Genomic DNA, 12,862 nt, shown 5'->3' with positions numbered 1-12,862 from the left:
AGGAGGACGAGATTAAATGGAATCATTAAGTAATAAAAGAAAGGTAATTGAATCAAAGCCACTCAGCCTTTGGGAGCGTACCTACCTTCCTGCGGTTGTAAAAGGCCTGGCAATTACCCTGAAACACTTCTTGTTTAGGAAGGATGTGACCGTGCGCTATCCAGAGCAGAAACGTGAGTTTTCTGAAAACTTCCGTGGTATGCACTCACTCAAACGTGACGACGAAGGACGCGAGCGTTGCACCGCATGTGGACTGTGCGCGTTGTCGTGCCCTGCCGAAGCGATCACCATGATCGCAGCAGAACGCAAACCAGGTGAAGAAAATCTGTACCGCGAAGAGAAATATGCTGCGGTATACGAGATAAACATGCTACGTTGCATTTTCTGCGGGCTTTGCGAAGAGGCTTGCCCTAAGGAAGCAATTTATTTAGATGGAGATATTGTCCCTGCCGATTACCTGAGAAAGGATTTTATTTACGGCAAAGACAAATTAGTGGAGGCGCCCTTAAATCAATAAAAGAAGTTTATAACTTTGCCTCACTTTTTTGAGGCAAGGTTATATTGTAAAAAATAGAAATGAGTATATTTTACTTTATCGCATTTTTGTCCATACTGTTCGCAGTACTGGTTATATCTGCAAAAAACCCGGTGCACAGTATACTTTACCTTGTACTAACTTTTTTCACTTTTACTGTTCAATACATCCTGCTGAATGCCCAGTTCCTGGCCATCGTAAACTTTATCGTGTACATGGGGGCCATCCTGGTATTGTTCCTTTACACGCTTATGCTCATCAACCTGAATAAGGATTCGGAACCGATGAAAACTAATATGGTGAAGATAGCGGCGGTATTAGGAGGAGGTTGTTTACTGGTGGTTGTAGTCGCAGCACTGAAGGTGGTCGGTGTGTCGGACCCGGTATTGGTTAGAGACCCTAACCTGGGTTTGGTAAAGAACCTCGGTAAGGTATTGTTCGACGAATTTTTACTGCCATTTGAAATATCATCACTATTGTTGCTATCAGCAATGGTTGGTGCTGTATTGCTTGCTACTAAAGACCCAAAAATTGCGTAATGGATAGCTTTTTTAAAACTGCACAAACCGTACCGCTTAATCATTACATTCTGTTAAGCGCTATCATATTTTCAATAGGAGTTATTGGAGTACTGATCCGTCGTAATGCGATCGTGATCTTCATGTCGATTGAATTGATGCTTAACTCCGTTAACCTCCTGCTCACCGCATTTTCGGTTTATCGCGGCGATGCAACCGGACAGGTGTTTGTTTTTTTTATTATGGCGCTGGCAGCAGCCGAAGTAGCTGTGGGCCTTGCTATTATTGTGATGATCTACCGGAATACCAATTCGATAGATATCAATGTGCTGAACAGATTGAAATGGTAATTTGATTCGGAGGTCGGGCATCCGATTTCGGAGTTAAAGCTTATTAAATAAATATTGGCGTAAAACGCCATACGTACAACTACAACATGGATAAATACATCTGGCTTATTCCTTTATTACCTCTAGCCGGTTTCCTTATTAACGGTGTCGGCCGAAATATCTTCTCAAAAGGAGTTATAGGTTTTATAGGCAGCTTAGTTATTCTGATTTCTTTTGGTTTGAGCCTAGCTGCATTTTTGCAGGTAAAATCGTCAGGTCCGATCAATGTAACCGTATTCGATTGGTTCAGCGTTAATGCATTTAAAGTGCAGTTTGCCTTTTTGGTGGATCAACTTAGCGCCCTAATGCTATTGATCATAACCGGCGTAGGCTTTCTTATTCACTTGTATTCTGTAGGATATATGCACCATGATGAAGGGTTTGGTAAGTTTTTCTCTTATCTCAACCTGTTCGTGTTCTTCATGCTATTGCTGGTCTTGGGATCGAATTATCTGGTAATGTTCATCGGTTGGGAAGGTGTAGGATTATGTTCTTACCTGCTCATCGGGTTCTGGTATACCAATGCTGATTATGCGGATGCTGCTAAAAAAGCTTTTATCATGAACCGTATCGGTGACTTAGGTTTCATTATCGGTTTATTTGTAATTATCGGTTATTTCAACAGTATCACTTTTTCGGATATATTTCCAAAGGCGATCCACATGAACCCAAATGAAGTACCGTTTACTCTGATTACAATTTTGCTTTTTGTGGGTGCCGTTGGTAAATCGGCCCAAATACCATTGTTTACCTGGTTGCCTGACGCGATGGCCGGCCCGACCCCGGTTTCAGCCTTGATACATGCAGCAACCATGGTTACTGCGGGTGTTTACATGGTGGCCAGGTCAAACGCCTTGTTTGCTATGTCGCCGATCACCATGAATATTATAGCCGTGATCGGATTAGCTACGGCAGTGTTGGCGGCATTGATCGCCCTTTCGCAAACAGATATTAAAAAGGTACTTGCTTATTCAACTGTATCGCAGTTGGGCTATATGTTTTTGGGTTTGGGCGTAGGTGCTTATACTGGCGCTTTCTTCCATGTGTTGACTCATGCGTTTTTCAAAGCCCTGTTATTCCTTGGCGCCGGTTCTGTTATACATGCCATGAGCAATGAACAGGATATGCGCATGATGGGTGGACTGAAAAGCAAGTTACCGGTAACTTTCTGGACAATGCTGATCGGTACCATTGCCATATCGGGTATTCCACCGTTTGCCGGTTTCTTCTCGAAAGATGAAATATTGGCTGCGGCATTTGAGCACAGTACAACCATGTGGGTAATTGGTGCTATCACCGCAATGTTCACCTCGTTCTATATGTTCAGGATGCTATATCTTACTTTCTATGGCAAATTCCGCGGAACTTCTGAACAAGAACATCATTTGCATGAGTCGCCAAAAACTATGACAATTCCATTGATCGTACTGGCAGTGCTATCTGTTGTGGGTGGTTTTATTGGTATTCCGGAAGTTTTGGGCGGTCATCACTGGCTTGCTAGTTTCCTGGCCCCTGTGTTTGCGCCATCAGCGGCTGTATCAGTGCATAAGGAAGCGGTTGCTTCTACAGAATATGCGTTAATGGCGGCATCTGTTGTTCTTGCCGTGATCGCTTTAGGTTATGCCTATTTAAGATATGTAAAGAATGGGCATGTGCCTGCTGCCGATACAGAAGAGCGTCCGGGGCCGGTAAGCTTGTCGTATCACAAATTTTATATTGATGAGATATACGATTGGTTGATCCGTAAGCCGCTGGATGCCTTATCCGTATTTTTCTATAAAGTGATTGATTTGTTGGCTATAGATGGCCTTGTAAATGGATTAGGTAAGTTGTCGATAAAATCGAGCAAAGGATTAAGGCTTTTACAGTCGGGTAATGTGGGCTTTTACATCTTTATGATGGTGGCGGGTATAATCGCCATATTAATATTTAGTTTGGTTAAGATATAACAATAAGCGTTTACGATATAAGAAATGACAGTTAGTATTTTACTTTTTTTGCCAATTGTTGCAGCACTTGTTGTTCTATTATTTAAAGGCGAGGTGGCCAAATTTATTGCTTTTGCCTTTTCTATAGCGGAGCTGGCTGTTGCAGGATATTTCTTAAGCAAGTTTGTTCCTGACGGCACTATACAATTCGGTGTTAATTCCATGTGGATGCCTAAAATCGGCATTTGGTTTAATGCAGGGATTGATGGTATCAGCATGATTATGGTGATATTGAGTACCCTGCTCGTACCATTGATCATCCTTACTACCTTCAAGCATCAGTATAAGAGTTTGTTTTACGCTCTGATCCTGTTTATGCAGGCAGGTATGCTGGTTGTGTTTACAGCGCTCGACGGATTTTTATTTTACGTTGGCTGGGAGGCTGCATTGATCCCGATCTACTTTATATGCGCTATGTGGGGTGGTGAAAACCGTATCCGCGTCAATATTAAGTTCTTCATCTATACGTTTGCAGGTTCATTATGTATGTTATTGGGTATTATCTACCTGTATATGCAAACACCGGCAAAACTGTACGATCTGCATGCATTTTATGATCTTACGCTGGACGCCCGCCAGCAAAGTTGGATATTCTGGGCATTCTTTCTGGCATTTGCCATCAAGATGCCGATATTCCCTTTCCATACCTGGCAGCCAGATACCTATACCGAAGCGCCATCAGCCGGAACCATGATGTTATCAGGTATTATGCTGAAAATGGGTATTTACGGTGTTATCCGTTGGCTCATACCTATTGCACCACTTGGTGTTCAGCAATGGGGAACGTTGGCCATGATACTTTCAGTAATTGGCATTGTATATGCTTCCGTTATTGCATTTAAACAAAAAGATGGTAAACGATTGGTAGCTTATTCATCAATTGCCCACGTGGGCTTAATAGCTGCCGGGCTCTTTACTTTTACGCGTCCTGACGGTTCATTTGTATGGGCTTCACAAGGGTTGCAGGGCGCAATGATTCAAATGCTGAATCACGGCATCAACGTAGTGGGCTTATTCTTTGTATGGGATATCATTAGTCGCCGGTTGAATACACGTGAAATAAGCGAAATGGGTGGTATAGCCAAGGTAGCGCCTAAATTTGCAATTGCATTTTTGATCGTTACACTGGGTACAGTGGCACTGCCGCTTACCAACGGTTTTATCGGTGAGTTCCTGTTATTAAATAGCGTTTTCCAGTATAACATATGGGTAGCTGCTGTAGCTGGTTTAACTATGATATTCGGCGCGGTTTATATGTTAAGAATGTATAAAGGCGTGATGCAGGGCGAAACCAACGCATTAACCGCAACATTTACTGATATCAGCGGGTCTGAAGTTTTCGTGCTTGTTATTATATGTGCTCTGATTATTGTAATAGGAGTGTATCCACAGCCTATATTACATCTGTCTGAGGCAAGTGTGAACCAATTAATACATTTAGTACAAGGCAAATTGATGCCGGTAAAACCAATGTAAGATTTTAGAGAATGAACACCTTAATAATATTATCTGTTTTACCTATACTGCTTTTGTATTTAGGATTATATAAAGCAAAAGGCGCGTTATTGCCGGTTACGATTATAGGTTTACTTGCGGCATTGGCAACATCAGTAATGCAGTGGGGAAAAGGCCTTCAGCCGATTTACCATGGTATGATGTTGTTTGACAACTTTTCGGTAGCATTTTCGGTAATTACCATTGCTTCAACCATATTGATATTGCTCCTTTCAAAAGAATATTTTGAAAAGATAAGCACACATGTTGCCGAGTATTATGCGATTATTCTGTTCTCACTGGCGGGTATAATTGTCATGCTTTCATACAACAATTTAACGATGCTGTTTATAGGCATCGAAATTATGTCGGTAAGCTTGTATATCCTGGCAGGTATCAAAAAAAGCGATTTTGCATCAAACGAGGCGTCTTTAAAATACTTCCTGATGGGTGCATTCTCAACAGGCTTTTTGTTATTTGGTATAACGCTGATCTACGGTGCAACGGGCTCATTTAATTTGCAGGCCATCCGCGATTGGGTAGTAACGCACCCAAAGGGCATTGACCCATTATTAGGTACTGGCATTATGCTGATTATTGTTGGACTATGCTTTAAAGTAGGTGCTGCGCCATTTCATTTCTGGACGCCTGATGTTTACGAAGGCTCGCCAACGTTAATTACGGCTTTCATGTCAACAGTAGTAAAAACGGCTGGTTTTGCCGCCTTCCTGCGGTTGTTCTCTGTATGTTTCGCTCCGATGTCTGAATTCTGGGTGCCGGCGTTGCTGATCATTACAATTATTACGCTATTCATCGGTAATATAACCGCGTTGTATCAGCAAAGCTTTAAGCGCATGCTGGCATTCTCTAGTATATCGCACGCAGGTTATTTATTATTTGCGATCGTAGCGCTTGGAGCAAGTTCTGCTAACTCGGTATTCATGTATTCTACTGCTTATTCAATTGCTTCCATTATAGCTTTTGGTGCATTGATACTGGTACATCAGCAGACTGGCAGCGATAATTTTGATACCTTCAACGGTTTGGCGAAAAGGAACCCATTCCTGGCATTGGTACTGACTATTTCTATGTTATCATTGGCCGGTATCCCGCTTACTGCAGGCTTCATCGGTAAATTCTTTGTGTTCTCAGGAGCCTTGGAGCAATACCATACTACGCTGGTTATCCTTGCGGTTATCAATGCTATTATCAGTATATTCTATTATTTCAGAGTGATCATTGCTATGTATTTCCGCAGCAGCGACCGCGAAGAGGTGAGCGTACCTGGATACTTTAACTTTGTTTTAGGGTTAGCTGCTTTGGTGACCATCGTTATAGGTGTTTATCCGGCTTTTATCTCAAACCTCATTTAATCCGTAAGGAGCATACTATTAATTGATTTTATATTAGTAGTTTTACGGTGATAGTGAATGGAACAATTCTGGGAACATCTTCAAAATTTAACAGACGCTCAATCCATCATAAGCAAAGGAGGTTTTTATCTTTTGCTTGTTGTTATTTTCGCCGAGACGGGCTTGTTTTTCGGCTTTTTTTTACCCGGGGATTATTTGCTGGTTTTAGCAGGATTGCTATGTGCTACAAACATACTTGATGTAAGTATCGTTGTATTGCTGTTATCGCTAATGGGAGCGGGTATTTTGGGTAATTATGCGGGCTATTGGTTTGGCTACCGGACCGGGCCAATGCTTTTTAAACGTAATGAATCCTTGTTTTTCAAGAAACGTTATGTAGCCATGGCCGAAGAGTTCTACGCAAAGTACGGAGGTATGGCGCTGGTTTTAGGTAGATTTTTCCCTATAATTAGAACTTTTGCTCCTATCTTTGCGGGTGTGGTTAAGGTGAATTTCAGAAAATTCACCATATTCAATATTATAGGAAGCGCAACATGGGTATGCACCTTAACTTTAGCAGGATTCTTTTTGGGGAAAAAATATCCTGACGAAATTAAGTACTACCTGAAATACGTGATATTGGGGTTAATTTTAATAACATCTATACCGTTGCTGATTGCTTATTTGAAGAAAGCTTTTAAGACAGGAACCACGGAATAGAATTTTCTAACTATAAAATATATAATGAGTACACAACACCCTTGGCACCAGGTTTCTCCGGGCGATAATATGCCTGAGACGGTGAATGCTATAATTGAAATACCAAAAGGCTCAAAAGCCAAATACGAAATAGATAAAGAATCAGGATTATTGAAACTGGATCGCGTTCTTTTCTCCTCAGTAATGTATCCGGCAAACTATGGTTTTATTCCACAAACTTACTGCGACGATCACGACCCGCTGGATATCCTGGTATTATGTTCTGTTGACGTATTCCCGATGTCGATCATCGAAGCTAAGGTGGTAGGCGTGATGCATATGGTAGATAATGGCGAACAGGATGATAAGATTATCGCGGTAGCAAAAAATGATATGTCTGTAAATTACATCAATGACCTGAACGAGTTGCCGCCACATGCTATGAAAGAAATTGTTCGTTTCTTCCAGGATTATAAGAAACTGGAAGGCAAAAACGTAACCATCGAGCACCTTTTGGGTGTGCGTTATGCTCACAAAGTAATTACCGAAAGCCTGGAGCTTTATAAGTCCACTTTCCCGTCGTACCAATAACTGATTAATGGATCCTGCCGGAACAACGATTAATTATTTTTACCTTTTTCTTACAGGCGTGCTGGTGCTGCTCAACGGATTTTTCACGGCCGCTGAGTTCGCTTTGGTTCGCGTGCGCGGCTCACAAATAGAATTAAAAGTGAAAACCGGCAGCAGGGTAGCCAAGATTACACGCGGTATTATGAGTAACCTTGACGGTTACCTGGCTGCGACACAGTTGGGTATTACCATAGCCTCCCTTGGTTTGGGTGTGTTTGGTGAGGAGGTTTTTACTACTATTATGCTTTCAGTGTTCAAGTCGTTTGGCGTGGTTATCACCTCGAGCTTTGTTATTACACTTAGCCGCGTTATCGCTTTCATTCTTATTACTTTTCTGAGCATCGTATTTGGCGAACTTGCTCCTAAGAATATCGCTATTCAGCGCTCGGTACGTACAGCGCTTGCGGTGTCAACACCATTACGCTTCTTCTTTATTGTTTTCAGGCCCCTTATTTGGGTGTTGAACAGGTTTGCAGGTGTTATATTAAAGATGCTTGGGATTAAAGAATTTGAAGGTGAAGCTCACCATAGCTCAGAAGAACTACAGCTGCTTTTAGAACAAGGCAAGGAAACCGGAGCACTCGATTCAACCGAGCATGAACTGATACAGAATGTATTCGAGTTCAACGAGCGCGTGGTGAAAAACATCATGGTTCCGCGGACAAAAATATACGGTATTGACATTAATGCTGATAAGGAAGAACTGCTGGACATGATCATCAACGAAGGATATTCACGTATGCCTGTTTATGATGATACGATAGATAAAATTGTAGGTATTGTTCACGCCAAAGATGTACTTCCATTATTGGTGCGCCACCAGGATATTGTGCTAAAAGAGATCATCCGTAAGCCTTATTTCATCCCCGAGACGAAAAAGATAAACGACCTGATGGCAGAATTGCAGCAAAAACGCATACAGATTGCCATTGTATTGGATGAGTTTGGCGGTACAGCCGGTATGGTAACATTGGAGGATATAGTGGAGGAATTGGTAGGTGAGATCCAGGATGAATATGATGAAGAGCGTCCGATAGTAGAGATCGTAAATGCACACGAATTTATCGTTAATGCGCTCGCCCCCATATATGATGTCAACAGCCATTTGCCGCATGACCTGCCTGAAGACGGGGACTATGATACTGTTTCGGGTTGGTTAGGTGATATTTTTGGTAAGATACCTGACGTGGGTGAGCAAAAAGAAGCTAACGGATATAATATTACCGTACTAAAAAAATCCGATCAGAATATTGAATCTGTTAAGCTCGAACTACTACTTAACGCTGAAGATATTGTCGACCGGCATTAAACCACCCGGAAATGCAACTCTTTTATACACCGGATATTGACGCTGCTTCCACCGCTTATCAGCTAAACGAAGAGGAAAGCAAACATTGTGTACGGGTGCTCCGCCTTCAAACGGGTGATAAGATACAACTGATTGATGGGAAAGGAAACTTTTATACTGCAGCCATTACTGACCCTCATCCCAAACGCACAACATTACAAATCATATCTGTACAAAAGGATTTCCACAAACGCAATCATTACCTCCATATTGCTATTGCACCTACAAAAAATATTGAACGTTTGGAATGGTTCCTTGAGAAGGCCACTGAGGTAGGTATTGATGAAATATCTCTTATCATTTGCCAGCGCTCGGAACGCAGGGAGGCTAAAAAGGAACGTCTGGATAAGATTATTACATCAGCTATCAAACAATCTATAAAAGCATGGCATCCGCTTTTGAATGAGCCCGTTGCTTTGAATAAATTAATAACAGCACCTTTTGATGGACAAAAGTTCATTGCCCATTGTGAAGAGGGGGATCGTTTTACTCTAAAACAGGAGTTGAAGCCATTCGGAAGATATTTAATTTTGATAGGACCGGAGGGCGACTTTACACCAAAAGAGATAGATGATGCGTTAAATAATGGATTTAAAGCTATAACTTTAGGAGAAAGTCGTTTACGAACAGAGACCGCAGCGTTAGAGGCATGTTTCGAAGTGAATTTTTTGAACAGGGTATGAAAGCATTTTCATTTTTAGCTATCGTAGCGTTATTAAGCTTTAGCAGCTTCAATATACCGCCTACTTATAAAATGGCCAAGCTTAAGTATAATGGTGGAGGTGATTGGTACGGGGATAGGACGGCGCTGCCTAACCTGATCAAATTTTGTAATGAAAACCTAAGGACTAATTTTCAGCCTGAAGATGAGGTGGTGGACGTAGGCAGCACCGAAATATTTAATTATCCTTTTATTTTTATGACGGGTCATGGTAACGTGATTTTTTCTGACCAGGAAGCCCGTAACCTGCGTAAGTATTTGACTGGTGGCGGCTTTCTGCATATTTGTGATAATTATGGTTTAGATAAGTTCATCCGCCCGCAGATGAAAAAGGTTTTTCCCGAGCTTGATTTTGTAGAATTGCCCCTTAATTATCCTATCTATCACCAGAAATATGATTTCCCGAATGGCCTGCCGAAAGTTCACGAGCATGATGGTGGCCGGGCGCAAGGTTTTGGCTTGATATACAAAGGGCGCTTAGTTTGCTTTTATGATTATGAGTGTGACCTGGGCAACGGGTGGGAAGACTTTGGCACCTACGCAGGTGATACCCAGGATACGCGTACAAAAGCTTTAAAAATGGGTGCCAACCTCGTTCAATATGCTTTAACGCAATAGAGGCGAAAGATTAGTGATCGGGGATTAGAAATTAGTTAATCTTTAATCAAATAGCTAATAACTGATATTCCGTTGTCGAAAAATTCCAGTAAATTAACCGCTTTGTAACTAGTCTCTAATCACTCACTAACTAATCTCTAACGCCCATGTACAAACTCAAAATAAACGATAAGGCCGAATATAAAATTGAGAAGACCCGGGATAAACTGTTTATTAATGATAAAGAGATTAATGCTGATATACAGCAACTAAATGAGACGGGTTATCACATTATTAATGACCTAAGATCTTATAATGCTGAAGTTGTTAGTTTTGACAAGGAAGCTAAAATTGCTCAGATAAAAGTTAACGGCAACCTATATTCAGTAACTGCTCAAGACCAGTTTGATATCCTGCTGGATCAATTGGGCCTGAACGCTATGAATGCGAATAAGGTAAGTGATATTAAAGCACCTATGCCGGGGCTCGTACTAAAACTACTTGTATCTGAAGGCAGCCAGGTAAAGAAAGGTGATAACCTGTTTGTGTTGGAAGCAATGAAGATGGAGAACATCATCAAATCGCCAGCTGACGTTACCGTTAAATCAATAAAAATTAAGCCAGGTGACAAGGTGGAGAAGGGGCAGGTTTTACTATTATTCCAGTAGAGACGGGACGCATTGCGTCTCTACGCTGGTATCCTTATAAAATAAAAAAAGGTGCACTTATTATGGTGCACCTTTTGCTTATGAAGGAAATATTAATTACTTCGCTTTAAATTCTTTTGCTTTTTTCACGCTGTAGTGTGGTTTGCCTGATGGGCTGATTTCAGGGGCACCCACCATTGTCATTGCACAGCGGAACCCAACTTCGGCGCTTGATTCGTCCTCGTCCATAAAGCGACGGGTAGCAGGGTTTAACCAGTAAGCCAGGTCATTCCATGAACCGCCCTTGTAAACTTTTGAATGGTCGTTAACCAAAGTAGTTGTACCATACAAGGCCATGTTAACCGAGTCGTTTGCACCACGCATATCCGGGTTATAGGCTCTGCCAGAATATTTGATACCTGCTGGTGCTGCAGAAGCTGCACTGCCATTAGCAGGTGCCCCATTTGGCTGACCGTTAGCCGGGGCGCCATTTGGTTGAGTAGCATTCTGTTGTTGCTGGGCTTGCTGCATCGCAATCAGATCGCTGTACTTCATCTTTTTGCCGGCCTTAGCAGGATCTTTTATCGGTTTACCATATTTGTCTTTTGCGTATAAACCTTTAGTAGGATCGGCCAGGCGCTTATCTTTATACTCGTTACCGCGGAATGGATTAAAGTCTTCAAACTCTTCAAATGAGGTTTGGCGATAGGTATCCTGAACCCACTCGTTCACGTTGCCAGCCATGTTGTATAAACCGAAATCGTTTGGAGGGAATGAACGTACAGGAGCTGTAATGTCAGCCTTATCGTTCAGGTAACCACCAACACCCATGTTATCGCCTAAAGCACGTTTAAAGTTGGCTAATATTAAGCCACGGGTTTTCTTTTTAGGTGAACGAACACCTAAGCCGTTCCATGGATAAATTTTATTCTCGCTTATATTTTCAAATTCAGTATTACCAATTAATGATAGTGCAGCATATTCCCATTCGGCCTCTGAAGGTAAACGGTAACCTTGTTTCAATATACCATCCTCAATACGCACTGGTCTTGTTGCTTTAGCAGTTGCTTTACCATTTGAGCCGGTAGCCGGCTTTGCGTTAGGGCTAAGGTCTGGCATCATATTTTTGCCATCGATACCCGGGCCTTTATATTGACCATTCAGATAAATATCAGTATTGAAAGGGTCTTTCGTCATTGCAGCTTGTGTCTGAGCTCCACCTTTGCCTTTGCTTTTCGGGCCATTGCCGGATGCTTCCTGCCAACTGGCTAATCTGTTGGTTTCACGCAGTATATTTTCGTTCATACGGTCGGTTCTCCAGGAGCAGTAATCTTGCACCTGATCCCAGGTTATACCTACAACAGGATAATCCTGGAATGCCGGGTGACGGAGATAGTTATCTACGTAAGGCTCATTATAAGACAATGGTCTGCGCCATACCAGGGTATCGGGCAGCGCATTATAATAAAGCTCATGATCGGTAGGGAAAGTAACGCTTATCCAGTGCAGGTAATCCAGCCAATCCTGATTAGATACTTCGGTATCATCCATGTAAAATGAAGGGACCGTTACCCTGCGGCGAACATTGTTATAATCATAAGTAACATCCTGGTCAGCGCTTCCGCCCATTACAAATGTACCACCTTCAATCGGAACAAGGCCGGGTCCCGGTGCTGGGTGCACGTTTTTGAATCGTTCATAACCACCATTATTCTTATCATTATAAGTTATGCCGGTTTTTTGCGATTGCTGGCGCTTACTGCAGCTGCTAAACAAGGCTCCAACACCCATCAGCACTAAAGCAGTTCTCGTAAAAAGTATTTTCATATTTTTACTATTTAATATTAAGTGGTAAATCTAAAAAATTATATTAATAATTAATGTAACTAAAATAAGCTCAGGTACATTATCAAAACTAAATGAACCTTTATGCCACTTTAAACG

At 41.9% G+C, this 12,862-nt stretch carries 13 protein-coding genes; 12 read left to right on the top strand and 1 reads right to left on the bottom strand.

The genetic code is table 11. From position 1 onward, the window contains the following. Positions 1-16: 16 nt before the first annotated feature. The 12 genes from Q3A68_RS22405 to Q3A68_RS22350 all read left to right on the top strand — a co-directional run bounded on the left by Q3A68_RS22405 (position 17) and on the right by Q3A68_RS22350 (position 10,939). Positions 17-517 carry a NuoI/complex I 23 kDa subunit family protein gene (locus Q3A68_RS22405; protein ID WP_302903382.1) on the top strand — a complete coding sequence of 167 codons (501 nt, stop codon included), beginning with the start codon at positions 17-19 and terminating at the stop codon, positions 515-517. 59 nt (positions 518-576) lie between these two features. Further along, on the top strand, positions 577-1,074 hold the full coding sequence (locus Q3A68_RS22400) for an NADH-quinone oxidoreductase subunit J family protein (protein WP_302903381.1): 498 nt from the start codon (positions 577-579) through the stop codon (positions 1,072-1,074). Further along, on the top strand, positions 1,074-1,403 hold the full coding sequence (nuoK, locus tag Q3A68_RS22395; RefSeq protein WP_302903380.1) for an NADH-quinone oxidoreductase subunit NuoK: 330 nt from the start codon (positions 1,074-1,076) through the stop codon (positions 1,401-1,403). Before Q3A68_RS22400 ends, nuoK begins: the two co-directional genes overlap by 1 nt. 86 nt (positions 1,404-1,489) lie before the next feature. Then, positions 1,490-3,391, top strand: a complete 1,902-nt coding sequence (gene nuoL / locus Q3A68_RS22390; protein WP_302903379.1) for an NADH-quinone oxidoreductase subunit L — start codon at positions 1,490-1,492, stop codon at positions 3,389-3,391. A gap of 24 nt (positions 3,392-3,415) precedes the next feature. Beyond that, entirely contained in the window at positions 3,416-4,906 is a 1,491-nt protein-coding gene (locus Q3A68_RS22385) for a complex I subunit 4 family protein (RefSeq protein ID WP_302903378.1), read from the top strand. An 11-nt stretch (positions 4,907-4,917) separates the two neighbouring features. Continuing rightward, positions 4,918-6,297 (top strand): NADH-quinone oxidoreductase subunit N, encoded by a 1,380-nt coding sequence (locus Q3A68_RS22380; protein ID WP_302903377.1) that lies wholly within the window; start codon positions 4,918-4,920, stop codon positions 6,295-6,297. A gap of 57 nt (positions 6,298-6,354) precedes the next feature. Further along, entirely contained in the window at positions 6,355-6,996 is a 642-nt protein-coding gene (locus Q3A68_RS22375) for a DedA family protein (protein WP_302903376.1), read from the top strand. Positions 6,997-7,020: 24 nt separating this feature from the next. Then, positions 7,021-7,566, top strand: a complete 546-nt coding sequence (locus Q3A68_RS22370) for an inorganic diphosphatase (RefSeq protein ID WP_302903375.1) — start codon at positions 7,021-7,023, stop codon at positions 7,564-7,566. A gap of 7 nt (positions 7,567-7,573) precedes the next feature. Next, positions 7,574-8,914 (top strand): hemolysin family protein, encoded by a 1,341-nt coding sequence (locus Q3A68_RS22365; protein WP_302903374.1) that lies wholly within the window; start codon positions 7,574-7,576, stop codon positions 8,912-8,914. 11 nt (positions 8,915-8,925) lie between these two features. Continuing rightward, positions 8,926-9,636: a 16S rRNA (uracil(1498)-N(3))-methyltransferase gene (locus Q3A68_RS22360; protein ID WP_302903373.1), complete on the top strand. Its 711-nt coding sequence runs from the start codon at positions 8,926-8,928 to the stop codon at positions 9,634-9,636. Then, complete coding sequence (locus Q3A68_RS22355) at positions 9,633-10,292, top strand: DUF4159 domain-containing protein (RefSeq protein ID WP_302903372.1); 660 nt, start codon at positions 9,633-9,635, stop codon at positions 10,290-10,292. The genes Q3A68_RS22360 and Q3A68_RS22355 overlap by 4 nt, the downstream gene beginning before the upstream one ends. 146 nt (positions 10,293-10,438) lie before the next feature. Beyond that, positions 10,439-10,939, top strand: coding sequence for an acyl-CoA carboxylase biotin carboxyl carrier protein subunit (locus Q3A68_RS22350; RefSeq protein ID WP_302903371.1), 501 nt, complete (start codon positions 10,439-10,441; stop codon positions 10,937-10,939). 96 nt (positions 10,940-11,035) lie between these two features. On the opposite strand, the gene Q3A68_RS22345 is transcribed toward Q3A68_RS22350, so the two are convergent. After that, the gene (locus Q3A68_RS22345; protein WP_302903370.1) at positions 11,036-12,745 is read right to left on the bottom strand and encodes an SUMF1/EgtB/PvdO family nonheme iron enzyme; all 1,710 of its coding nucleotides are present in this window, start codon (positions 12,743-12,745) and stop codon (positions 11,036-11,038) included. Between the last annotated feature and the right edge of the window lie 117 nt (positions 12,746-12,862).

Source organism: Mucilaginibacter tolerans (assembly GCF_030519375.1).
Classification (GTDB): domain Bacteria; phylum Bacteroidota; class Bacteroidia; order Sphingobacteriales; family Sphingobacteriaceae; genus Mucilaginibacter.
This window is presented reverse-complemented; position numbering and strand designations above follow the sequence as displayed.

Excerpts from the sequence above, each read along its gene's own strand:
- Q3A68_RS22405 (WP_302903382.1), top strand. The coding sequence starts at position 17 with ATGGAATCATTAAGTAATAAAAGAAAGGTAATTGAATCAAAGCCACTC.
- Q3A68_RS22400 (WP_302903381.1), top strand. The coding sequence starts at position 577 with ATGAGTATATTTTACTTTATCGCATTTTTGTCCATACTGTTCGCAGTA.
- nuoK (WP_302903380.1), top strand. The coding sequence starts at position 1,074 with ATGGATAGCTTTTTTAAAACTGCACAAACCGTACCGCTTAATCATTAC.
- nuoL (WP_302903379.1), top strand. The coding sequence starts at position 1,490 with ATGGATAAATACATCTGGCTTATTCCTTTATTACCTCTAGCCGGTTTC.
- Q3A68_RS22385 (WP_302903378.1), top strand. The coding sequence starts at position 3,416 with ATGACAGTTAGTATTTTACTTTTTTTGCCAATTGTTGCAGCACTTGTT.
- Q3A68_RS22380 (WP_302903377.1), top strand. The coding sequence starts at position 4,918 with ATGAACACCTTAATAATATTATCTGTTTTACCTATACTGCTTTTGTAT.
- Q3A68_RS22375 (WP_302903376.1), top strand. The coding sequence starts at position 6,355 with ATGGAACAATTCTGGGAACATCTTCAAAATTTAACAGACGCTCAATCC.
- Q3A68_RS22370 (WP_302903375.1), top strand. The coding sequence starts at position 7,021 with ATGAGTACACAACACCCTTGGCACCAGGTTTCTCCGGGCGATAATATG.
- Q3A68_RS22365 (WP_302903374.1), top strand. The coding sequence starts at position 7,574 with ATGGATCCTGCCGGAACAACGATTAATTATTTTTACCTTTTTCTTACA.
- Q3A68_RS22360 (WP_302903373.1), top strand. The coding sequence starts at position 8,926 with ATGCAACTCTTTTATACACCGGATATTGACGCTGCTTCCACCGCTTAT.
- Q3A68_RS22355 (WP_302903372.1), top strand. The coding sequence starts at position 9,633 with ATGAAAGCATTTTCATTTTTAGCTATCGTAGCGTTATTAAGCTTTAGC.
- Q3A68_RS22350 (WP_302903371.1), top strand. The coding sequence starts at position 10,439 with ATGTACAAACTCAAAATAAACGATAAGGCCGAATATAAAATTGAGAAG.
- Q3A68_RS22345 (WP_302903370.1), bottom strand. The coding sequence starts at position 12,745 with ATGAAAATACTTTTTACGAGAACTGCTTTAGTGCTGATGGGTGTTGGA.